Source organism: Ralstonia sp. 1138 (genome assembly GCF_040544795.1).
GTDB lineage: Bacteria > Pseudomonadota > Gammaproteobacteria > Burkholderiales > Burkholderiaceae > Ralstonia > Ralstonia flatus.
In genome coordinates this window covers 1271605-1294990 of the sequence record NZ_JBEPKQ010000001.1, presented here as the reverse complement: position 1 = coordinate 1294990, position 23386 = coordinate 1271605, and the positions used below count along the sequence as shown (strand labels likewise).

Sequence of the window (23386 nt, the reverse complement as noted above, 5' to 3'; positions counted from 1 at the left end):
GGAGACCCGTCATGCCGGTGAAATCCGCCTCCCCTGTCCATCGCGTTGGCGCGGCAACCATCACCCGCGTCGACGAGACCGACTTTGCGCTGACGCCCGAACGGCTCTTTCCGCTCTGGACCGAAGAGACGGGCCGCACGCTCGAAGCGCGATTTGCCACGGCCAGCGTCGACCTGACCAACCGCCGGATACCGCTGAAAACCCATCTGTGGGTGGTGCAGGCCAACGGGCTCACCATCGTGGTCGATACCGGCATCGGCAACGGCAAGTCGCGGCCGTTCAACGCGTTGTTCGATCGGCTCGACAATCCCGTGCTGGAGCGGTTTGCGGCCGCGGGTTTCCAGCCGGAACACGTCGACTACGTGCTGCTGACGCACCTGCATGTCGACCATGTCGGCTGGAACACGCATTGGCAGGACGGGCGATGGGTGCCCGTCTTTCCCAACGCGACCTATGTGTTGGGCCAGCGCGAGCAGGACTTCTTCGCGATGCCGGAAGGCCAGCCGCGGCGGATGGTGTTTGAAGACAGCGTGCTGCCGCTGATTGAAGCCGGGCAGGCCCGCGCGGTGCGCGACGCGGGCGAAGAGATTCTTGACGGCATCCGCTTCGTGCCCACGTTCGGGCACAGCTTTGGCCATATGGCGATCGAGGTGCGATCGTGTGGCGAAACGGCGCTCTTCTCCGGCGACGTCATGCACAGCGCGATCCAGGTGTACCAGCCGGCGTGGAACTCGGTGTTCTGCTTCGATCAGGCGCAGGCGCGCGAGTCGCGGCGCTGGCTCTTGGACCGGGCAGCTGAAACCGACGCGACGGTCTTCGCCGCCCATTTTCCGGAAACGTCCGCGGGCAAGGTGCAGCGTTCAGGAGACGGTTTCGAATGGCGCTACGTGCGTGGGCAGGGCTAGCGCTACAAGCGTGCCCGCCACAAAGCCGGCACAGCCCGACGGATGCTCAACCCGGCTGAGCCTGCAAAGCCAGCGCAGCAGCAGCCGCACGCGTTTCCACACCAAGCTTCTCGAAGATGTGCTCGAGATGCTTGTTGACGGTACGCGGGCGCATACCGAGGATGTCGCCGATGTCGCGGTTGGTCTTGCCGCGTGAAATCCACAGCAGCACCTCGGCCTCGCGCGCGGTCAGACGAAACCTTGCGCAAAGGCGATCGCTCACCTTGCGGTCGTCGTGCTCTTCCAACTGGATGACCCACGCGCCGTGCGGCGCGGGCCCAGCCAGCCTTGCCACCAGCCGCACGCCCTCGCCGTCTTCCGCCATCCGGCCGGCTTCGGGTAGGCCGACGGGCCGCACGCTCTGCGCCAGCCACTGCTGCAATACCGGCGGCAGCCGCTGCATGTCGCCGTGGTCCGGATAGAAGCGCGCAAACAGCGGCGCGACCCGCGAGCTGCGCCAGTGGATCGCGCCATGCACATCGGCGACCAGCGCCGCACGGCCGCCCAGGCCAACGATTTCGTCTGCCTGCCGGTGCGCACGGGCGCGCTCCAGATGCGCGGCGACGCGCGCAAGCACCTCTTCGGGGCGGATGGGCTTGGTGATGTAGTCGATGCCGCCGGCGCGGAAGCCGCGCACAACATGCTCGCTCTCCGTCAGCCCCGTCATGAAGATCACGGGAATCTGCGCGTGCCGCGCATTGGCCTTGATGTGCTCGCAGGTTTCGAAGCCGCTGATGCCGGGCATGACGGCGTCCAGCAGGATGATGTCGGGCGTCAGACGCTCGATGCGATCGAGCGCGCTGGGGCCGTCCAGCGCCACCAGCACGGTGTAGCCGACGGCGTCGAGCGCATCGGACAGCAACGCCAGATTGTCCGGCGTATCGTCGACGATGAGCACGACGCCGGAACCCCCAGCGGCCGCACCGATCGTCTCCGGAGCCGTTGGCAGATGCAGCGCCGCCGCGCCGCCATGGTCAATCCACGCTGTGTTCATCTGAAGGGGCTCCTTTGAGCAACCTATCCAGTTCAGTCAATCGGAAGCGCCGCGCGGCCGATCGCACAGGTTGCAGCGCGCCGGCAAGGTCAGGATGGCGATGTTCGGCTTCGTCCAGCAATTCGATGAGCCCGCGGATGTAACCGATCTCGAGCAACGGCCGCAACTGTGCGACCAGCTCGGCCGGCAGCGGCGCGTGCGAGCGTGCCGGCGGCGGCGCTTCCGCACCTGCTTCGCTGTCGACGATCCATTCGAGGTTGAGCAGCTCGCCCACTTTGTCGAGCAGATGCGGCAGGTGGACAGGCTTGGCAAGGTAGTCGTCGCAGCCGGCGGCGGCACCGCGTGCGCGGTCACCGGCAAACGCATTGGCCGACAACACCAGGATCGGCGCCACACTGAGTGCCTGCTTGCGGATCAGCCGGCTGGCCTCGAAGCCGTCCATCGATGGCATCGAGACATCCATCACGATCAGGTCGACCTGCAACGCGCCGAGCTGGCGCATCGCCTCAGGCCCGCTGGCGGCTTCGACGAGCGTGAAGCCCAGCGGCGCGAGCGCGCCCACCACGATACGGCGCTGCTCGCGTTGGTCATCCACCACCAGCACGGTCCGCCGCACACCACGATAGCCGCTGACATGGCGGATGCGGTCGACCGCGCGGGGCTCGCGCACCTCCGGCAGGAACAACCGCACGGTAAAACGCGTGCCCTCGCCGGGCACACTGTCCACGCTCAGCTGGCCGCCCATCAGCGTGGTCAGCATGCGGCAGATGGTCAAGCCGAGGCCGGCGCCGTTGTCCTGCGCGTGCGCTGCAGCGCCGCGTTCGAACGGCAGGAAGATGCGTTCGAGTTCGTCCGAGGCAATGCCGATGCCGGTATCGAGAATTTCGAAGGTCGCAAGCTCACGCGCGTAGGCCACACGCAACGACACCGTGCCGCTCTCGGTAAACCGCACCGCGTTGCCCAGCAGATTGATCAGGATCTGGCGCACGCGCTTCTCGTCCATGCGCACCGCGTCGGGAATGCGGCCCACATGCTCCATGCGGAAGGCCAGTCCTTTTTCCGAGGCATGCGGTTCCATCATCGCCTCGATCTGCGTGAGGAACGCCGGAAACGCCACCTGGCTCACGTCGAGTTGCAGCTTGCCGGCCTCGATGCGTGCCACGTCCAGCAGCCCATCGACCAGGGCCAGCAAGTGCTCGCCGCTGCGGAAGATGGTGGCAAGGCCCTCGCGGCGCGCCGGTTCCATCGACGGATCGCGCATCAGCAGTTGCGCATAGCCGAGGATGCTGTTGAGCGGCGTGCGCAGTTCATGGCTCAAGCCCGTCACGTAGCGGCTCTTGGCCCGGTTGGCAGACTCCGCGGCTTGCTTGGCCTGCTGCAGCATGGCGTCGGTCTTGCGGTGCGCTTCGATCTCGCGCATCAGCAGCATGGTCTGGCGGTTGGACTCTTCCTGCGCGACCTTGCGACTTTCCTTGGCGAGCACCAGCCACCATGCGCCCACGCAGCCGACCAGCGCCAGCGCAAAGAACGCCTTGATGTAACCGCGCGCCAGCAATTGCAACGGCGATTGGTCCGCGCTCAGCGTGACGGCGGTCTGGTAGTAGATCAGCGTCAGTACGCCTGCCAACAGGCCCAGCACGATCAGCAGCACGGCGGCGTACTGCGCCACACGCACGTGCAGTCGCGGCAGTTCAGTGTTTGGAAACCAATGCCGCCAAGCCTGTGCGATTTGCGCAGACAGTCGGCCGTGCGGCTTGCAGGCATCGCCGCAGCGCGCGTCCAGCGAGCAGCACAGCGAGCAGATGCTGCCGGCATAGGCGGGGCAATGCGCCATGTCTTCTCGCTCGAACACGTTCTCGCAGATGACGCAGCGCATGGCGCCGGCGTGCGCATGTTCGGCGTCAGCGGGGGCGTGCACCTTGCGGGCGAGGTAGAACCGCCCGCGCGTGGCCACGGCGATGAGCGGCGCGCAAAGGAACGCCATGCCCAATGCGACGAACGGCGACAGCGCTTCGGTCACGGCACCGAACAACCCGAGGTGAGCCAGCGTCGCGACCACCGAGGCAATCAGCATGGCGCCCACGCCAACCGGATTGACGTCGTACAGGTAAGCGCGCTTGAACTCGATATGTGCGGGGCTGTATCCCAACGGCTTGTTGATGACGAGGTCCGCCACCAGCGCGCCGATCCAGGCGATGGCGACGTTGGCGTACAGCGCCAGCACTTCGCTCAGCGCCTCGAACACGCCCAGCTCCATCAGCAGCAGTGCGATGAGCACGTTGAAGACGAGCCACACCACGCGGCCCGGATGACTGTGCGTGAGGCGCGCAAAGAAGTTGGACCATGCCAGCGAACCGGCGTAGGCGTTGGTGACGTTGATCTTGATCTGCGACACCACCACGAACAACGCCATGGCCGCCATCGCCAATGCAGGCGAGCCGAACACGTACTGATAGGCCACCAGGTACATCTGCGTGGGCTCCACGGCGCGCGCCGTGCCCACCTCGTGCTGAACGGCGAGGAAGACCAGAAAGGAGCCGCCCAGCATTTTCAGCGCGCCAGGCACCACCCAACCGGGCCCGGCCGCCAGCAGTGCCAGCCACCACTTGCCGCGGTTGGCGCGCGTCTTCTCGGGCAGGAAGCGCAGGTAGTCGACCTGCTCGCCGATCTGCACGATCAGCGCAAAGGCCACGGTGCAGCCGGCGCCAAAGGCGAGCAAGTTGAAATCGCGCCCCGATTCCGACAGGCCGCCAAAGCTCGGCCAATCGGCAAACGCACGTGGATTGCGCAGCAGCACCGCTGCGTAAGGCAGCACCAGCAACACCAGCCACAGCACCTGCGTCCAGCTCTGCAGCTTGTTGATGGCCGTGATGCCATGCGTCACCAAGGGGATGATCACCAGCGAACACAGCACATAGGCAATAGGCAGCGGTAGCCCGACGTAAAGCTGCACGGCCAGCGCCATGATGGCCGCCTCCAGCGCCAGGAAGATGAACGTGAAGGTGGCATACACGAGCGAGGTGACCGTCGAGCCGATGTAACCGAAGCCGGCGCCGCGCGTGAGCAAATCCATGTCGACGCCGAAGCGCGCTGCGTAATAGCTGATCGGCAGGCCGGTCAGGAAGATCAGCACGCTCACCACGACGATCGCCCAGAACGCGTTGGTAAAGCCGTAATTGATGGCGAGCGAGCCGCCAATGGCCTCCAGCGCCAGGAACGACGTGGCTCCCAGCGCGGTATTGGCCACGCGGAATTCCGACCATTTGCGGAATCCGCGCGGCGTGTAGCGCAATGCGTAGTCTTCCAGCGTCTCGTCGGCGACCCACGTGTTGTAGTCACGACGGATCTTGACGATGCGCTGGGTGCCGGATTGGTGCACGAACGCTCCCCGTTTCGGTGAACCGCGCCTGAGCTTCGTGCTCTAGGCGAGTAGGCGCGGCGGGCGATGCAAGTTCCGTTCCGCCCTCGCACTCGGCCGGTTCACCCCTGTGATGTCGCTGTGTTCCTGATTGCAGATGGCTGCGCCGTGCAATGCGGCTGCGCTGTACGTCGGTTGACGTATTCCGGCAATCGGGGCCCCCGCCTAGGCTTGCCTCCATGCCTGTTCACAACGATCACCATCCGCAACCGGGAGAAACCACGATGTCACGCCACCCCTCGCGCCTTCGGCGCCTCGCCTTGTGTCTTGCCGTCACGCCTCTGCTGGCAGCGCCGCTCGCCGCGCTCGCGCAGTCGTACCCGACCGCCAAGGTCAATGCCACCAAGCTTGCCGTGACCGACACCGAGGTCACCGTGGGCCAACTGCATTCGGCCACCGGCACCATGGCGATCAGCGAGACCGGGTCGATCCAGGCAGAGCGCCTGGCCATCGACCAGATCAACGCCGCGGGCGGCGTCCTGGGCCGCAAGATCAAGATCATCCAGGAGGACGGCGCGTCGGACTGGCCGACCTTTGCCGAGAAGGCGAAGAAGCTGCTCGAAGCTGACCGTGTCGCCACCGTGTTCGGCTGCTGGACTTCGGCCTCGCGCAAGGCCGTGCTGCCGGTGTTCGAGAAAGACAACGGCCTGCTGTACTACCCCACGTTCTACGAGGGCCTCGAACAATCCAAGAACGTGATCTACACCGGGCAGGAAGCCACGCAGCAGATCCTGGCCGGGCTGGATTGGGTGGCCAAGGAGAAGAAGGCCAAGACGTTCTACCTGGTCGGCTCCGACTACATCTGGCCGCGCACGTCGATGAAGATCGCGCGCAAGCACATCGAAAACGTGCTGCACGGCGAGGTGGTCGGCGAGGAGTACTACCCGCTGGGCAACACGCAGTTCGGCTCGCTGATCAACAAGATGAAGCTGAAGAAGCCCGACGTGATTTTCGCTGCCGTGGTGGGCGGCTCCAACGTGGCCTTCTACAAGCAGATGAAGGCAGCGGGCGTGACCGCCGACAAGCAGACACTGCTGACGCTGTCCGTCACGGAGGATGAACTGCTCGGTATCGGCGGCGAGAACATGGCCGGCTTCTACGCCTCCATGAAGTACTTCCAGAGCCTGGACAACCCCAACAACAAGAAATTCGTCGAGGCCTTCAAGGCCAAGTACGGCGCCAAGGCCGTCATCGGCGACGTCACGCAGGCGGCTTACCTCGGCCCGTGGCTGTGGAAGGCGGCGGTGGAAAAGGCCGGCAGTTTTGACGTCGACAAGGTGGTCGCGGCCTCGCCCGGCATCGAGCTGAACACCGCGCCGGAAGGCTACGTGAAGGTGCACGCCAACCACCACCTGTGGAGCAAGACGCGCATCGGGCAAGTGCAGACGGATGGCCAGTTCAAGGTGGTCTACGAGTCCGGTCTGATCGAACCGAATCCGTTCCCGAAGGGTTACCAGTAACCCGCCGCAGACGCGGTCCGGCCGTAGCAGGGTTTGCAAGCCGGACGGACCGCTTCCCACCGCATCCATCGTCTTCGTGGAGCCGCCATGACCTCGTTGTCGGAATTCGGGGCGATCTTCGCCATGCAGGGCTTCAACGGCCTGTCGTTCTTCTGCGTGCTGCTGCTGATGGCACTGGGCCTGGCCATCATCTTTGGGCAGATGGGCGTGATCAACATGGCCCATGGCGAGTTCCTCACCATCGGCGCCTACACCACGTACCTGCTGTCGACGCTTACCGCCAGCTACGCGCCGGCACTGCAGCCTTACTACTTCTTCGCGGCCGTGGTGCTGTCGTTCGTCCTGGCAGCGGCCATCGGTTACGCAGTCGAGCGGTTGATGATCTCGCGGCTTTACAACCGCCCGCTCGACACACTGCTCGCCACCTGGGGCCTGAGCCTGGCCATGCAGCAGGCGTTCCGCTCCATCTTCGGCGCCAAGGAAGTCAGCCCCGCGCTGCCCGACTGGCTGATGGGATCGTTCTCGCCCGGCGGCGGCATCGATATCCCCATCAACGGCCTCTTCGTGATGGCGCTGACCACGCTGCTGACCGGTGCGCTGTTCCTGCTGCTGTTCCGCTCGCGCTGGGGCCTGCAGGTGCGTGCCACGGTGCAGAACCGCGTGATGAGCGGTGCGGTCGGCATCGACACGCGGCGCGTCGACCGCATGACCTTCGCACTGGGTTGCGGCGTGGCGGGGGTGGCGGGCGCCGCATTTACCACCATCGGTTCGACCGGCCCGACTTCGGGGTCGCTGTACATCGTGGACACCTTCCTGGTGGTGGTGTTCGGCGGCGCGCAAAGCCTGCTGGGCACCATCGCGTCGGCTTTCACCATCGCCCAGACGCAATCGACCACCGAGTTCTTCCTCACAGGCTCGATGGCGAAGGTGCTGACGCTCTCGGCCGTGATCCTGATCCTGATGATGCGGCCCCAGGGGCTGTTCTCGGTCAAGGTCCGCAAATAAGGAGTCCGACATGAACCCCACGCTTCATTCATGGCTAGAGCGCAGGCGCGATTGGCTCGGCCTGGCCGTCCTCTGCGCCGTCATCTTCGTCGTCATGCCGCTGGCGTTTGACGTGTTCCGCCTGAACCTGATCGGCAAGTACCTCAGCTACGCCTTCGTGGCCGTGGGCCTGGTGCTGTGCTGGGGCTACGGCGGCATCCTGAGCCTCGGCCAGGGCGTGTTCTTCGGGCTCGGCGGCTATTGCATGGCGATGTTCCTCAAGCTGGAAGCCTCCGACCCGGTCAGCACCAAGATCCAGTCGACGCCCGGCATTCCCGACTTCATGGATTGGAACCAGTTGACCGCCCTGCCGTTGTTCTGGGAGCCGTTCCGCCACTTCGGCTTCGCGGTGGTTGCAGTGGTGCTGGTGCCCACGCTGCTTGCGTTGCTGATCGGCATCGCCATGTTCAAGCGGCGCGTGGGCGATGTGTATTTCTCCATCGTCACGCAGGCCATCGCGGCGATCCTGTCGATCCTCATCATCGGGCAGCAGGGCTGGACGGGCGGCGTCAACGGCATCACCGACCTGAAGACGCTGCTCGGCTGGGACATCCGCACCGACTCCGCCAAGCTGATCCTGTACTTCGTCACCGCCGGCCTGCTGGTGGGCTGCATCGTGCTCGGCCGCTTCATCCTGCGCTCCAAACTCGGCCGCCTGCTGATGGCGATGCGCGACAAGGAAGAGCGCGTGCGCTTCTCCGGTTACGACGTCGCCAGCTTCAAGGTGTTCGTGTTCTGCGTGGCGGCGGCCATGTCGGCCATCGGCGGGGCGATGTTCACGCTGCAGGTGGGTTTCATGTCGCCGTCGTTCGTCGGCATTGTGCCGTCGATCGAGATGGTGATCTACGCCGCGGTGGGCGGACGCCTCTCGCTGCTGGGCGCGGTGTACGGCACGCTGCTCGTCAATTTCGGCAAGACGTATTTCTCCGAGTCCTTCCCGCAGCTGTGGCTGTTCCTGATGGGCGGCCTGTTCATCGCCGTGGTCATGTACTTCCCCAACGGCCTGGCCGGCCTGTACGACAGCCACGGCCGCAGATGGATCGCACGGCTGCTGCAAGGCCGCCGCGCGGCGGCAAAACCGGCGCCCGGCGCCACCGCACAAGGCTAAACCCGGAGACCACCATGACCCAACCGATCGGCGTGGAAATGCCCAAGCCCGTGCTGGCGATCGAAGACCTGACGGTGTCGTTCGATGGCTTCAAGGCGGTGGACAGCCTGAACCTGTATGTCGACCGCAACGAAGTGCGCGTGGTGATCGGCCCCAACGGCGCGGGCAAGACCACGGTGCTGGACCTGATCTGCGGAAAGACGCGCGCCACCTCCGGCAGCATCCGCTTCAACAACCTGGAGCTGACAAAGATGCGCGAGCACGACATCGTGCGCTCGGGCGTCGGCCGCAAGTTCCAGACGCCCTCCATCTACGAAAACCTGACGGTGTTCGAGAACCTGGAGATGTCGTTCCCGCGCGGGCGCAAGGTGCTCGGCGCACTCGCGTTCCGCCGCACGCCCGACGTGGTGGAACGCGTGGAAGCCGTGGCCCGCGACATCTTCCTTCACGAGCTGCTGCACCAGCAGGCGGACCTGCTCTCGCACGGGCAAAAGCAGTGGCTTGAAATCGGCATGCTGCTCATGCAGGAGCCCGAACTCGTGATGCTCGATGAACCCGTGGCCGGCATGAGCGTGTCGGAACGCGAGAAGACAGCGGAGCTGCTCGGCCGCATCAGCCAGGGGCGCTCGGTGCTCGTCATCGAGCACGACATGGAGTTCGTCAAGAGCATCGCCCACCGCGTGACCGTGCTGCACCAGGGCAAGGTGCTGGCCGAAGGCAGCATGGATGCGGTGCAGGCCGACCCGAAAGTCATTGAAGTCTATCTGGGCCATTGAGCCCCGGAGCCGCACATGTTCAACGTGACCGACCTCGTTTCCGGATACGGCCAGAGCCAGGTGCTCCATGCCCTGAACCTGCAGGTGGCGCCGCAGGAGATCGTGGCCGTGATGGGCCGCAACGGCATGGGCAAGACCACGCTGTTCAAGACCCTGATGGGCATTCTTCCGACGCGCTCGGGCAGCGTGTCGATCGATGGCCAGGAACTGACGGCCCTGCCCTCGTTCCAGCGCGTGGCGCGCGGCATCGCTTACGTGCCGCAGGGTCGCATGATGTTCTCGAGCATGACCGTGCTGGAGAACATCCAGACCGGCCTGCCGGCCTCTGCGGGCGGGCGCGTGCCGGACGAACTGTATGCGCTGTTCCCCGTGCTGTACGACATGCGCGGGCGCAAGAGCGGGAACCTGTCGGGCGGCCAGCAACAGCAGCTCGCCATTGCCCGTGCACTGGCCACCAACCCGAAGGTCTTGCTGCTGGACGAGCCAACCGAGGGCATCCAGCCATCGATCATCAAGGACATCGCACGGGCGCTGAAGGAGATCCGCAAGCTCCGCCAGCTCACCATCGTCGTGTCGGAACAGGTGCTCAGCTTCACCCTCGATATCGCCGACCGCTTTCTCGTCATCGACAAAGGGCGCTTCGTCTACGAAGAAACGCGCGACAAGGTCGATGCCGCCACCATCAGCCGATACCTCTCGGTTTGACTCACCTCACACCATAGGAGCAAGCATGCGTCACGGGGACATTTCAAGCAGCCAGGACTGCGTTGGCGTGGCCGTCGTCAACTACAAGATGCCGCGCCTGCACACGCGCGCCGAGGTGCTGGAGAACGCGCGCAACATCGGCCGGATGCTGGTCGGCATGAAGCAAGGTCTGCCGGGGCTGGACCTCGTGGTGTTTCCCGAATACTCCACGCACGGGATCATGTACGACGCTGCGGAAATGTACGAGACCGCGGCCACCATCCCCGGCGACGAGACCGCCATTTTTGCCGCGGCATGCCGCGAGGCGAAGGTGTGGGGCGTGTTCTCGCTCACCGGCGAGCGTCATGAAGACCACCCCAACAAGGCGCCCTACAACACGCTCATCCTGATGAACGACCAGGGTGAAATCGTGCAGAAGTACCGCAAGATCATGCCGTGGTGCCCCATCGAGGGGTGGTACCCCGGCGGGTGCACCTACGTATCGGAAGGCCCCAAGGGCCTGAAGATCAGCCTGATCATCTGCGACGACGGCAACTACCCCGAGATCTGGCGCGACTGCGCGATGAAGGGCGCCGAACTGATCGTCCGCTGCCAGGGATACATGTACCCAGCCAAGGAGCAGCAGGTGATGGTGTCCAAGGCCATGGCGTGGATGAACAACGTCTACGTGGCGGTCGCCAACGCGGCCGGCTTCGACGGCGTGTATTCGTACTTCGGGCATTCGGCCATCGTCGGATTCGACGGCCGCACGCTGGGCGAATGCGGCACCGAAGAGATGGGCATCCAGTACGCCGAGCTGTCGGTCGGGCTGATCCGCGATGCGCGCAAGCACCTGCAATCGCAAAACCATCTTTATAAGCTGCTGCACCGCGGCTACACCGGCACCATCAACTCCGGAGAAGCACCGGAAGGCGTGGCCGCCTGCCCCTTCGATTTCTACAAGACCTGGGTGAACGATCCGGCCGCCGCGCGCGCCCAGGTCGAGGCCCTCACCCGCCGCACCGCCGGCACGCCCGAATGCCCCATCGATGGCATCCCCCACGCCTGACGCCACTTCCCTGAGGAGAAACCACCATGCAGCATTTCAAGATTCAGCCCGGCAAGCCGCTGGCAGAGCAGGCCGAACTCGGCCACAACCGCTGGCATCCGGACATCCCGTTCCTTTCCAAGGTCAAGCCCGGCGAAGAGATCATCATCGAATCGCTGGATTTTCTCGACGCGCAGATCCGTGACGACGACAAGGTCGACGATGTGCGCAATGTCGACCTGACGCGCGCACATCCGCTCACAGGGCCCTTCTACATTGAAGGCGCGGAGCCCGGCGACCTGCTCGTGGTGGACCTGCTCGACATCAAGCCCGTCACACCGATCGGCTTTTCGGGCGTGTTCGCGAAATCCAACGGCGGCGGCTTCCTGGCAGATTATTTTCCCGATGCCGACAAGGCCATCTGGGACTTGAAAGGCGTCTATGCCACGTCACGCCATATTCCCGGCGTCCGGCTGGCCGGCCTCACGCACCCGGGGCTGATGGGCTGCCTGCCCTCCCGCGAACTGCTGGATGAATGGAACCGCCGTGAAGCACCGCTGGCCGCCAAGGGCCTGGCCCAGCCGCCCGACCCGCGCACCGCCGTGCTGCGCGGCGTGTCCGGCGCGGAATTCGATCGCATGGCAGGCGAGGCCGCGCGCACGGTGCCGCCACGCGAGCACGGGGGCAACACCGACATCAAGGATCTGTCGATCGGCACCCGCATCTTCTTCCCGGTGTACGTCAAGGGCGCCGGCTTCTCGATGGGCGACCTGCATTTCTCCCAGGGCGACGGCGAAATCGGCTTCTGCGGCGCGATCGAAATGGACGGCGCCACGCGCGTCGGGTTCGACCTCATCAAGGGCGGCATGGCGAAGTACAACCTGAGCGCGCCGATCTTCATGCCCAGCCCCGTCAAGCCGCGCTACGACCAGTGGCTGACCTTCGAGGGCATCAGCGTGGAAAACGGCACCAACTACTACCTGGATGCCACCGTCGCGTATCGGCAGGCGTGCCTGAAGGCCATCGACTACCTCACGCACTTCGGCTTCACCGCCAGCCAGGCCTACATGCTGCTGACGGCCGCGCCGGTGGAGGGCCGCATTGGCGGCATTGTCGACATCCCGAACTGCGCGTGCACGGTGTCGATCCCCACGGCGATCTTCGATCAGGACATCACCCCCAAGGGCATGCTGAACGACAAGTCGCACTGGGGCCGCAAGCCCGCTTGACGTTGATGACCAATACGCGCCGGCCATGGCGGCACCGCTGCGGCCGGCGCGGTAACGGAGGCATGCATGCCGCTATACGACATCCGCTGTACCGCTTGCGACGGCATTTTCGAACGGCTGATTCCGGCTGCGAAACTGCACGCGCCCACACCCTGCCCCTATTGCGACGAAGACACGCCCGCCGCGCCAATGCCGACCGGTGGGCGCGTTGCATTGAAGTCAGTTTCACGCTGGCAACCCAGTTCGCTGCATGAGCAGTTGGCGGGCAAACCGATTACGGGGCCGGGCAGCGCGGGTGGCTCCGGCCGCCGCAACAGCGTCCTCCATGTCTGCGGCGGAAAGCACTGTTCGATCTGCGGCGTGTGAGCCCAGACGCTGGCGCCTGAGGTGGTCTGTTGCACGCACAACAACGCGCACCAAGGCGCTTGCGTGACCGGCAGACGCCCCGGGTCGCGCGAGCCGGGCTTACGCTGCGGCCTTCAAACCCTCCATCGCCTCACGCACATAGGCGATCAGGTCCGGGCCCATCCACGGGCTGGCGGATAGTTCGGGCTCCCGCTCCATCGCCAGGCGCACCTTCGCCTGCGTCTGCGGATCGTCTCCCACATACGAGCGGAACAACTCGATCCAATGGCGCGCGAGCTGCTGCATGGCGGGCGCATGCGCCGGCGTGCCCTTGGCCAGATGCTGCCGCACCTCTGCGACCAAGGTCGGCCACTCGTTGGCACGCTTGCCGAAGTTCTCGCGCATGAACTGCAGCTCTTGCGCCGACAGATACTTCGCATAGATCGCCAGCTTGCTTTCGTTGGCCGCCTCCATGATGAAGTCGAGCATCTCCAGGCTGATGCCGGTGCGCTCCTGCAACGCCGGTTCGTTGATGTGCATTTTGTGCAGCTTGGCCGAGAGGATCGGGTCGAGCGCCGCGTCCTGTGCGAGCAGCGCCATCCATTGCCTGGCGAGGGCCTGCGCCTCGCTGCTGCGTGAGGCCACCTGGCGCGTCATCGCGTCCTGCACGGTCGACACCAGCACCGCCCATCGCTCATGACGCGCCGTATCGGCATCCATGCGTTCGGCGCGGGCACGTTCTTCCTGCGAGAGATATTTGTCGTACATGGTCATCCATTCCAAGGTTGTGAGCCACTCGGTCAATTCGGGCTCCTCCTCGCGCACGAGCTGGCCGTGCAGCCGCGACAGCCGATCGCGCAGCACGCTGGCCTGCGTGATCTGCTGATCGAGCATCGCGATCTGCCGTTCCACGATCGTGGTGAAGGGGATGTCCGGATTGGCCAGGAAAGCCCCGACATCGGCCAGCGACATGCCAAAGCGCCGCAACGCCTGGATCTTGTGCAGACGGGCGACGTCAGCCTTGTCGTACAGCCGGTAACCGCTGTCGGAGCGGGCCGAAGGCGTGAGCAGGCCGATGGTGTCGTAGTGATGCAGCATGCGCACCGAGAGGCCGCAGCGTTTGGCGAGATCGCCCACTTTCAACAACATGGTGGCTCCTGTCTTCTGGCTTGGACACAGGCTAGGACCTCACACAATGTGAGGGTCAAGCACGGCGTGAATGGACGGCAATAGGCAGCGCCCCATGAAGACGCAGGCGCATCCTGCATTCTGAACCACGCCCCCTCTGTGGTGGGGAACATGCCCCGCGAACCCGCACCGCTGCGTGCGTCACAAAAAGTTCATTCAACTCTGTGTTCAGCGGGTCGTTTAGCGGAATGTCCGATCTTGCGTCTGCCGCCAACGTCATGACTTTCTCACCGCTTCCCTTGCCCGCGGGCATTGCGCCCGAGATGCTGCGCACGGTGTTCCAACCGATCTTCCGCCTCTCGACCACCGAGGTGCTCGGCTATGAAGCGCTGCTGCGCGGGCCGGTGGGCTCGGCCATGGAGTCGCCAGCGGCACTGTTTGCCGCAGCCTCGGACACGGCAGGCACGATCGCCCTGGAGACCACTGCCGCGCGTCTGGCCATTGCCAATTTCTCGGCCCTGCGCCTGCCGGGCAAGCTGTTCCTCAACTTCAGCGCGCAAGGCGTGCGCCAGTTGCTGCAGGATCACGCCCGCCTGCTGCATGCGATTGCCGACCACGACCTGCATCCGTCGCGCATTGTCATCGAGCTGACCGAGCAGACGCCCATCGACGACCTGGCCAGCTTTGCCGACGCCCTGTCGGTGGCACGCGACTTTGGGCTGCAATGCGCGCTGGACGATTTCGGCACCGGCAATGCCAATCTGAACCTGCTGATCGAACTCACGCCCGACTTCATCAAGCTCGACAAGTATTTCCTGCGTGACATTGCCAAGCATCCGGCCAAGCTGGACATGGCGCGCACGCTGCAACAGACGCTCAAGGGCGGCGCCACCAGCATCATTGCCGAAGGGCTGGAAACAGAAGACGAACTGGGCGTGGTGCGCGACCTGGGCATCCGTTTTGGCCAGGGGTTCTTTCTTGCGCGCCCGCAGGACAAGCCCGCGAGCGACATGTCGAGCCAGGCGGCGCGCGTTCTGCAGTCTTCGCAGATTGCGGTGTTTCCGCAGGCCGTGCGCGTGGGCTGGCGCGCCATCACGGCCAGCAAGCTGCTGCGCGTCGCCCCCACGCTGCCCTTGCGCAGCAGCAACGACGACGTACTGCACCTGTTCAACCGCCACCCCGATCTGCACGCCGTGGCGCTGCTCGACGAAGACGAACGCCCGCTCGCGCTCATCGCGCGCCGTGCATTCATCGACCGCTATGCGATGCCGTATCACCGCGAGCTGTACGGCAAGAAACCGGCATTGGCGTTTGCGAACCGGCAGCCGGTGCTGGTAGAGAAATCCGCCTCGCTGGAAGACATGTCGGCGCTGCTGATGAGCGACGACCAGCGCTACCTGACCGACGGTTTCATCATCACGGAGCACGGCCGCTACCTGGGCCTGGGCACGGGCGAGGAGCTGGTGCGCACCGTGACCGAAATCCGCATCGAGGCCGCCCGCTATGCCAATCCGCTCACATTCCTGCCGGGCAACATTCCGCTGAACCTGCACATTGAACGTTTGCTGGAAGCGCACGCAGAGTTCTATGCCTGCTATGTGGACCTGAACCACTTCAAGCCCTTCAACGACCAGTACGGCTATTGGCAAGGCGACGAGATGCTGAAGATGGCCGCTGCCGTATTGGCCACCGCCTGCGAGCCCACGCGCGATTTTCTCGGCCATGTGGGCGGCGACGATTTCCTGATCCTGTTCCAGAGCGCCGACTGGCAGGCGCGCATCACGCAGGCAATGGCCGCGTTCAATGCCAACGCACTCGCCATGTACACGCCCGCTGACCGCGCGGCGGGCGGCATCCATGCTGAAGACCGCAAGGGCCTGCCGGCCTTCTTCCGCTTCGTGACGATGGCGGTTGGCGCTCTGCATGTGCACCCGGGCGCGGCCCACAACAGCGACGACATCGGCACAGCCGCGGCCCTCGCCAAACGGCGCGCCAAGCAAAGCGACAACGGTTTCTATCTGGAAGCCATGCGCCCAAGCCCTTCCATGCGGGTCATGGCCTGACACCGCCGGGCCCGCGCTACAGCATCGCCGGGATCAGCCCGAGCAACGCAGCCTTCACTACGGCATGCGTCTTGTTGGCGGCGTTGAGCTTGGTGATGGCGTTGCGGAGGTGAAAGTTCACGTTGCGCTCGGTCATCTCCAGGATGGCCGCAACTTCCGCCACCGTCTTGCCTTCGGCCGTCCAATGCAGCATCTGGCGCTCGACGTCTTTCAGGCGTGTGGCGGCATCCGGCAAGACCTTGTTGGCCATCAGCACGCTGATGCTCGCGTGTGCGCGCTGGCTCAGCCAGATCATTTCGGGCTCGCAGGCAGCCAGTTCGTCTTCGGTGATGGGCCCGGCGCGACGCACCAGGCTGAAGGTACCGAAGATGCCGATGTGATCGCGGATGGTGTGTGACCACCCATGATTGAGCCCGTGCTGGCGCGCGTCGGTCCAGAACGGCGCATCCGCGCTGGCGATGCTGGACCACAGCATTGGCTTGACGCAGCGCTGCCCGTGCTGCAGCACGGGGTCGATGGCGGCATAGCCACGCGCGCGATAGTGCTCGCGCCACGGCTCCGGATACGTGCTCCACGTGATGGTGTTAAAGCGCGTAATCGGGAGCGCACCGCGCAGGGCGTAAGCGTAATAGTCGAAACCGAGCAGCGCCACGGCCGGTTGCAGGCAGCGGAATACCGCATCGGCATCGCGCAAGGCGTTCAACTCGCGCAGCAACGCCGCACGCCAGGATGTCGCGTGGTCATGCGGCAATTGGTTGTGAGCGCCCATCCCATCGGCCTCCAGAACACACGCTGAGTCGCCATGCCGACTCCTCCCGCTCAGCAGCTCTCCTGATTTCCAAAGGGATGGAAAGCCTGATCAGTCTTGCGTTTTGCTGAGGGCCATCGTTGGCGTGCTCGAACTATACATAATCCGAAACGAATTGCATGCCGCGCATGGTGAAGGCAATTAGTAGAGTTTCTCGAATACCGGAATGCCGAAACACAGAAATAAATAAATTGATAATCCAATCTGCTTTACGCAAATACTCAACCAGTATTTAAATATTCCGCCTATGCGCGGCATGCCTGCGGCCATCATTGCAATTCTTCTACGGCGAGGTGTCTTTTCTTACAGAGCTACGTAGGCGGAATTCGTATGATCGGCGTCCATCATGGCGCGGTCTTCTTCGAGAGGTGCGCCTCCGCACGCATGCAGGGAACGCAGTGCCGAATACGCCGCAAAGCATGCGCCGACGCCACATTGGCGTGGTGCGAGAACGCGACAGCCAGCAAGGATTGCACCGCCGTCATGCGGCAAAACGCCGCAGTAAAAATAACAATAACGACGATGTACGTGCAGGCTAATCAACGTCCGGAAAAATTGACGTGTCAGATTTACACGCACGTGTGCCGATTTGCCCCCACGGCAAAGAATTAGGGCAAGAACGGCTTTCTTATTGGGGTTTCACAGTGTCAGCGAAACCCTTACAGTCTGGTCCGCGACTCGCCCTCTCGATGTAGTCGAGACCCCGACAAGAAACACGACGGTACGAAGCAACAGGGTTTTTTGGCGCGTCTCCATCCTCGTCACTCCCCCGGTTTGTGGCGCTTTTTCAAATCCGGTTTCTCCGGAATTGGCGGAGCTTTGCCCAAATTCAGAAAAGTGACGCGGACTTAATGCGGCGGTTGCCCCGCCCCACTGACCCACTTGTTTAGGAAGTCCCGTTTCATGCGCTCCACTCTGATGTCTCTTGGCCTTGTCGCCACGGCCGCACTCGGCTTGTTCTCCGCCGGCGCCCAGGCCAACTGCGTTGCCAATCCGCCCACGCAATCCAACACCACCTTCCCGGCCAGCCTGACCGGCAAGCTCGCGTATCACAGCTACGTCAGCTACGGCGACGGCACGAGCCAGATCTTCATCTACGACTTTTCTGCCCGCACGCTGCAACAGGTGTCGAAGGCGGCCTGGGGCATCAAGGACCCGATGAACGCCGTGTTCAGCCCCGACGGCAAGTGGATCGCCTTCATGGGCATCACCAACAACGCGTGGAACGTGTTCTTCTGGCAAGTCGGCTCGACCAGCATGCCGATCAACCTGACCAACAGCACCGGCCAGACGCGCAACGAAGACCCGAAGTTCAGCACCGACGGCAAATCGCTGCTCTTCAAGCAGAACGGCGATGTCATCCAGGCCGCGCTGTCGTACACCAGCTCGGGCCCGGTCTTCACTTCCACGGTGAACCTGACGCGCACGGCACCGACGCTGGAAAACTCCATGCCGTATGCAACGCCGGACGGCACGGCGGTCTTCTACACCACCGGCACCGGCTCGGGCATGGGCCTGTACAAGCAGACCGTGGGCAGCACCACCAAGGTGGCGTTCGACACGCCGGCGGGCCTGGCAACGTACTACCCGATCGTGCGCGCCGACGGCACCGTCTTCTACGCCCGCTGGCACGACGCCACGAGCCAGGCCGACCAGATCTACACCAAGGTCAATCCGAGCGACACGCCCAACCAGCTCACGCTCAACGACTGCAACAGCAACAACTCCGATCCGTCGCCCGTGAACAACACGAACTACGTGTTCTTCTCGTCGACGAGCGCCGGCGGCTACCAGCTCTACCTGGGCGACGCGAGCACGGGCCAGCGCTGGAGCCTGTCGCAGTTTGGTGTGAACTCCGACACGACCAAGGCGAAGCTTGGTTCCAACTACTACGCCGGCACGCCGACGGCCGCTGCGCAGGCGGTGACGCTGCTCTCGCAGGGCAAGCCGGCCAGCGCGTCGTCCAGCTACAGCGCCAGCCTGGGCCCGGCCTACGCGTTCGACGGCAATACGACCAACACGCGCTGGGATTCGGTGGAAGGCGTGGCCGGCGCGCAATGGCTGATGGTCGATCTGGGCTCGACCCGCACCATCACCGGCGTCGACCTGTACTGGGATGCAGGCGCCAAGGTGTACTACATCCAGACCTCGAACGATGGCGTGACGTGGACGAACATCTACTCGACGTCGAGCGGTGCTTCGTGGGGCCATGCATCGCTGGCGAACCTCAAGGGCAGCGGCCGCTATGTGCGCATGTACGGCACGCAGCGAGCCACGCAGTGGGGCTACTCGCTGGACGAAATGCAGGTGTGGGGCTACTAAGCCGCGGTATCCGCATCAGCATCAGCATCGCCTGACATGACAACGCCCCGATGGCTTCGGCCATCGGGGCGTTTGTCATTGGTCACGCGGTCGATGACCGGCACGCATCGGGACCTACCCCTAGATTGTCAAAAGCTGAACATTCAGCCTGGGCACGGCTCGGCACGATGGCGTCTCCGCACCACGCCAGAGGATGACGATGCCCTCCCGCACACCACCGAACAGTCCCCCGCACGGCATGAGCCGGCGCGATTTCCTGACGCTGGGCACCGCCGTCGCTGGCCTGGGCGCGCTGGGCGTAACCCTGCCGGAAAACGCACAGGCCGCCGCGCATGCCGCCGACGCCAACTGGCATGCCGGCCAGCTCGCGCACCTGATCCCTGCAGCCAGCCACAACCGCTTTCTCATCAAGGCGTCGTTTCAGGCACCGCTTGCGCGTGCGCCGTGGCTGGTGGTCAACGGCAAGCGCGTCGCCGGCGAGCAGACCGATGCCGCCGGCCGCTTCTGGCGCTTCGACGTGCGCGGTCTGCAGCCTGCCACGCAATACACGCTGCGCATTGTCGATGCGGCCGGCAAGCCGCTGGCCGACGCCTGGCCGCTGCGCACCTTTCCGGCACCGGATGCGACGCCCGCGCGACTGCGCATCCTCGCCTATACCTGCGCCGGCGGTTATGACGGCCCGCCCTTGGCCGGCAAGACCGCATGGCTCGACATGAACGCACGCCGCCGCCTGCTGGCGCGCGGCATGTCGTTTGCGCCCGACACCGTCATCGCCAATGGCGACCACATCTACTGGGATCTGCAGACCTCGCAGAACAAGCCGTTCGCACGCCAGGTGCGCGAACTGATGTGGGCGAAGTTTGGTGGCGCGCTCGACACGTCGGTACCGATGTCGCACCCGAAGAACGAAGCCATCTTCACGCGCGTGTGCGACTACCAGATCAGCGGCCTGTACGGCACCACGCTGCGCTCCACGCCCGCGTATTTCCTGACCGATGACCACGACACCTTCGAGAACGACGAGTTCGACGACAAGGTCGCCACCTTGCCGCCGGAGCCTTACGGCCTAGTGGGGGCAGAGCTGACACAGCGGCGCTACTACCCGGAGTTCCTGCCCGACGCCAACCGCCCCGTGTGGCTGCCCGGTGGCGACAAGGCCGGCATGCCCAGCGACACCAACAGCGCCTTCGGCACGCTACGCTACGGCGCGTTGCTCGAAGCTGTGCTGTACGACTGCCGGCGCTTTCTCGACAACAAGGGCGTGCACGCACGCGTGGTCCCGCAATGGGTGGAAGACTGGCTCGTCGCGCGCACCCGTGCTGAGGACACCGCGCACTTCTTCCACGTACCTTCCCTGCCGTTTGCGTATTCGTCCGGCAAGCTGGGCGACTGGTATCCGGACCTGCTCGACAGGAAGACCGGCCGCCTCGTCGCCAACGAGCCTAAAGCTGGCTGGCAGAGCGGCTGGCATGCACAGCACCAGCGCCTGGTGGCTGCGCTTGCCCAGCAGAAACAGCGCGCGGCCGTCATCGTGCAGGGCGACTTCCATGCATCGGCAGCCGGGTCGATGTCGCGCTCCGCAGACCTCGCCTTCGCACAGCCCGTGCACACGGTCATGACCGGCACGCTCGGCACCGGCGACCTCGCCTTCCCTTCGGCATTCCGCAGCATCGAAACCACGCCTGCGTTGTCGGTCGCCATGCACGAAGCGTTGCGCCCAACAGAGAAAAACGGCTTTACCATCATCGACGTGACGCCCGAGAAGATGACGTTCTCGCTGTTCATGTGGCGCCCGCCCGAGCCGGTGGACGCCATCGATACGCTGCAGCCGGCCCTGGTGTACGAGGTGCCGCGCCTGGCGTGACGCGCCAGCACAACAACAAGGAGACGCATGGCGAAGATCTGCATCGTGGGGGCCGGCTCGATCGGCTGTTACGTGGGTGGCCGTCTGCTGGCGGCCGGTGCCGATGTTGCGCTCGTGGGCCGCGCACGCATCGGCAACGAACTGAGCGCGCATGGCCTCACCCTGACGGACTACCGCGACGGCCGCTGGCAGGTGCCGGCAGCCGATGTGCGCTACACAACCGAGCCCACTGCCGCCGCCGATGCCGATCTCGTGCTGGTGACCGTCAAATCCGCTGCCACGCAATCCGTCGCCGATGAACTGAAGCCCGTGCTGCGCGCGGGCGCTATCGTCATCAGCTTTCAGAACGGTCTGCGCAATGCCGATATCCTGCGCGCCGCGCTGCCGCAGCAGACCGTGCTGGCCGGCATGGTGCCCTTCAACGTGATGCAGCCTGGCCCCGGCGCCTTTCATCAGGGCACGGCCGGTGAATTGGAAGTGGCGGCATCCCCCGCGCTGCAACCGTTTCTCGATGACTTCCGCCGCGCGGGTCTGCCGCTCACGGAACGCACCGACATGGCAGCCGTGCAATGGGCCAAGCTGCTGCTCAACCTGAACAACGCCATCAACGCGCTGGCCAACCGGCCGCTGAAGGAAGAGCTGTCGCAGCGTGCGTACCGGCGCTGCCTGGCGCTGGCACAAACGGAAGCACTCCGGCTGCTGGCGCGCGCGGGCATCCGGCCTGCCAAGCTGACGCCGATACCGCCCGCTTGGATTCCACGCCTGCTCGCCACGCCCGATGCCGTGTTTGCGCGGCTGGCCGGCAAGATGCTCGCCATGGATCCGCTCGCGCGTTCATCCATGTCCGACGATCTGGCCGCCGGGCGCATGACCGAAGTCGACTGGATCAACGGCGAAGTGGTGCGTTTGGCAGAGCGCCTCGGGCAACGCGCGCCGGTGAATGCGCAACTGTGTGCGCTGGTGCATACCGCCGAATCCGTCGCTACACGCCCGAGCTGGTCGGGCGACGATCTCCTGGCAGAGTTGCGGGCCGCAGGTTAGTCGGTGCCGGCTTCGCTTGCAGCCAGCAACTGCGCCATGTCCTGAATCTCGATGTGGCCATAGCGCAGGCGGATCGCACCGAGCTTCACCAGCGCCTGCAGCTCCTTGCTGAGCGTCTGCCGGCTGATGCCGAGCATCATCGCCAACGCGTCTTGCGAGGTCGAGATGCTCGCGCGCCCCTCTGCCGATTGCGACACATCGCCGTGCGCGAGTGAAGCGATACGCCGCGCCACGCGCGCCCGCGTACCATGCAACGCCGCACTCGCCAGCGAGCCATACGCCAGCCGCAAGCGCGTCGCCACCAGCCGAGCGATTGCGCCGGCAAATGCGGCATCGCGCATCAGTGCTTCAAATTGCGCCACGCTCACGGCCAGCACGTCCGAATCTTCGAGCGCGATTGCGCAATGCCCGCGCGGTTGCTGATCGAGCGTCGACACCCCGCCAAACCAGTTCCCCGGCTCCACCAACGTGAGGATCGCCTCGTCGCCCTCGGCATTGAAGACGGAAAGCTTGAGCGCACCGCTCGCCACGCCAAAGAACGCATGCGAACCGGCGTCCATCGGATCGCCTTGGCGAAAGAGAAATGCTCCCGCGCCGATGCGCACCGGCACCGTCGCTTCGAGCAACGCGTCGGCAGCGTGCGGAGGGAGGCTCCGGAACCAGGGGTTGGCGGCAAATGCGTTCATCGCGATTTGGTTTCCCGCACTGAGCCTCGGCGCCCTAACACCCAACCCACCGACAACACATACCGGCTGCCGCCCACCACGCGCGTCACGCTGTGCTCACACGCGTCGGGGCGGAACAGCTTGATGCGCCGTGTCTGGAAGATCGGCTTCGCGCAGACAAACTCGCCGCCCGCGCGTGGCGACTTCAGCACGATGTTCAGCCGATAGTGCCGGCCGTTGGTGACGGGGTCGGTATGCGGTGGAATTTCCGAACCGTCCGGATAGCGGATCAGGTAGCTGTCGAACGGGATGGGCCACGGCGCGGTGGCCAGCAGCATCTTGTCGTAGCCCGTGCCCTGGCGGCCGCGCTGCCAGCGAAAGGCGGTGCTGAAGAATGCGCGCAAGGAAGACATGGAAACGACGCGACCGGAATGGAATCCGGGCA

At 64.6% G+C, this 23386-nt stretch carries 19 protein-coding genes; 13 read left to right on the top strand and 6 right to left on the bottom strand.

Going from position 1 to position 23386, the window contains the following annotated elements; translation table 11 throughout:
- Positions 1–11 precede the first annotated feature (11 nt).
- Positions 12–905, top strand: coding sequence for an MBL fold metallo-hydrolase (locus tag ABIC76_RS05650; RefSeq protein WP_354533252.1), 894 nt, complete (start codon positions 12–14; stop codon positions 903–905).
- A 46-nt stretch (positions 906–951) separates the two neighbouring features.
- On the opposite strand, the gene ABIC76_RS05645 is transcribed toward ABIC76_RS05650, so the two are convergent.
- Both ABIC76_RS05645 and ABIC76_RS05640 read right to left on the bottom strand, forming a co-directional pair.
- Positions 952–1938 carry a response regulator gene (locus ABIC76_RS05645; protein WP_354533251.1) on the bottom strand — a complete coding sequence of 329 codons (987 nt, stop codon included), beginning with the start codon at positions 1936–1938 and terminating at the stop codon, positions 952–954.
- Entirely contained in the window at positions 1919–5317 is a 3399-nt protein-coding gene (locus ABIC76_RS05640; RefSeq protein ID WP_354533250.1) for a hybrid sensor histidine kinase/response regulator, read from the bottom strand. The genes ABIC76_RS05645 and ABIC76_RS05640 overlap by 20 nt, the downstream gene beginning before the upstream one ends.
- A 263-nt stretch (positions 5318–5580) precedes the next feature.
- On the opposite strand from ABIC76_RS05640, the gene urtA reads away from it, so the two are divergent.
- From urtA to ABIC76_RS05600, 8 genes are all read left to right on the top strand, one after another.
- Entirely contained in the window at positions 5581–6816 is a 1236-nt protein-coding gene (gene urtA / locus ABIC76_RS05635) for an urea ABC transporter substrate-binding protein (RefSeq protein WP_027679774.1), read from the top strand.
- 87 nt (positions 6817–6903) lie between these two features.
- On the top strand, positions 6904–7821 hold the full coding sequence (gene urtB, locus ABIC76_RS05630; RefSeq protein WP_027679773.1) for an urea ABC transporter permease subunit UrtB: 918 nt from the start codon (positions 6904–6906) through the stop codon (positions 7819–7821).
- A 10-nt stretch (positions 7822–7831) separates the two neighbouring features.
- The gene (gene urtC, locus ABIC76_RS05625; RefSeq protein ID WP_354533249.1) at positions 7832–8968 is read left to right on the top strand and encodes an urea ABC transporter permease subunit UrtC; all 1137 of its coding nucleotides are present in this window, start codon (positions 7832–7834) and stop codon (positions 8966–8968) included.
- A 14-nt stretch (positions 8969–8982) separates the two neighbouring features.
- The gene (gene urtD / locus ABIC76_RS05620; RefSeq protein ID WP_027679772.1) at positions 8983–9744 is read left to right on the top strand and encodes an urea ABC transporter ATP-binding protein UrtD; all 762 of its coding nucleotides are present in this window, start codon (positions 8983–8985) and stop codon (positions 9742–9744) included.
- Between the two features lie 15 nt (positions 9745–9759).
- On the top strand, positions 9760–10449 hold the full coding sequence (gene urtE, locus ABIC76_RS05615; protein ID WP_027679771.1) for an urea ABC transporter ATP-binding subunit UrtE: 690 nt from the start codon (positions 9760–9762) through the stop codon (positions 10447–10449).
- A gap of 25 nt (positions 10450–10474) precedes the next feature.
- Positions 10475–11497, top strand: coding sequence for an aliphatic amidase (locus tag ABIC76_RS05610; RefSeq protein ID WP_092970959.1), 1023 nt, complete (start codon positions 10475–10477; stop codon positions 11495–11497).
- Positions 11498–11523: 26 nt separating this feature from the next.
- On the top strand, positions 11524–12705 hold the full coding sequence (gene fmdA, locus ABIC76_RS05605) for a formamidase (RefSeq protein ID WP_027679769.1): 1182 nt from the start codon (positions 11524–11526) through the stop codon (positions 12703–12705).
- A gap of 66 nt (positions 12706–12771) precedes the next feature.
- A complete protein-coding gene (locus ABIC76_RS05600; protein ID WP_092970957.1) occupies positions 12772–13071 on the top strand; it encodes an FmdB family zinc ribbon protein in 300 nt (99 codons plus the stop codon).
- A 99-nt stretch (positions 13072–13170) separates the two neighbouring features.
- Here the strand turns inward: ABIC76_RS05600 and ABIC76_RS05595 are convergent, their stop codons facing one another.
- On the bottom strand, positions 13171–14199 hold the full coding sequence (locus ABIC76_RS05595; RefSeq protein ID WP_354533248.1) for a MerR family transcriptional regulator: 1029 nt from the start codon (positions 14197–14199) through the stop codon (positions 13171–13173).
- 257 nt (positions 14200–14456) lie between these two features.
- On the opposite strand from ABIC76_RS05595, the gene ABIC76_RS05590 reads away from it, so the two are divergent.
- The gene (locus ABIC76_RS05590; protein WP_354533247.1) at positions 14457–16241 is read left to right on the top strand and encodes a phosphodiesterase; all 1785 of its coding nucleotides are present in this window, start codon (positions 14457–14459) and stop codon (positions 16239–16241) included.
- A 16-nt stretch (positions 16242–16257) separates the two neighbouring features.
- Here the strand turns inward: ABIC76_RS05590 and ABIC76_RS05585 are convergent, their stop codons facing one another.
- Positions 16258–17010: an autoinducer binding domain-containing protein gene (locus ABIC76_RS05585; RefSeq protein WP_354533246.1), complete on the bottom strand. Its 753-nt coding sequence runs from the start codon at positions 17008–17010 to the stop codon at positions 16258–16260.
- Positions 17011–17952: 942 nt separating this feature from the next.
- Here ABIC76_RS05585 and ABIC76_RS05580 point away from each other — a divergent pair.
- The 3 genes from ABIC76_RS05580 to ABIC76_RS05570 all read left to right on the top strand — a co-directional run bounded on the left by ABIC76_RS05580 (position 17953) and on the right by ABIC76_RS05570 (position 22276).
- Positions 17953–19371, top strand: coding sequence for a discoidin domain-containing protein (locus ABIC76_RS05580; RefSeq protein ID WP_354533245.1), 1419 nt, complete (start codon positions 17953–17955; stop codon positions 19369–19371).
- 238 nt (positions 19372–19609) lie between these two features.
- The gene (locus ABIC76_RS05575; protein ID WP_354533244.1) at positions 19610–21235 is read left to right on the top strand and encodes an alkaline phosphatase D family protein; all 1626 of its coding nucleotides are present in this window, start codon (positions 19610–19612) and stop codon (positions 21233–21235) included.
- A 27-nt stretch (positions 21236–21262) separates the two neighbouring features.
- Positions 21263–22276 carry a 2-dehydropantoate 2-reductase gene (locus ABIC76_RS05570; protein ID WP_354533243.1) on the top strand — a complete coding sequence of 338 codons (1014 nt, stop codon included), beginning with the start codon at positions 21263–21265 and terminating at the stop codon, positions 22274–22276.
- Here ABIC76_RS05570 and ABIC76_RS05565 read toward each other — a convergent pair.
- Together ABIC76_RS05565 and ABIC76_RS05560 are read right to left on the bottom strand one after the other, a co-directional pair.
- Positions 22273–22962, bottom strand: a complete 690-nt coding sequence (locus tag ABIC76_RS05565; protein ID WP_354533242.1) for a Crp/Fnr family transcriptional regulator — start codon at positions 22960–22962, stop codon at positions 22273–22275. The two genes, ABIC76_RS05570 and ABIC76_RS05565, sit on opposite strands and share 4 nt — an antisense overlap.
- Positions 22959–23354, bottom strand: coding sequence for a 2OG-Fe(II) oxygenase (locus tag ABIC76_RS05560; RefSeq protein ID WP_354533241.1), 396 nt, complete (start codon positions 23352–23354; stop codon positions 22959–22961). Before ABIC76_RS05560 ends, ABIC76_RS05565 begins: the two co-directional genes overlap by 4 nt.
- Between the last annotated feature and the right edge of the window lie 32 nt (positions 23355–23386).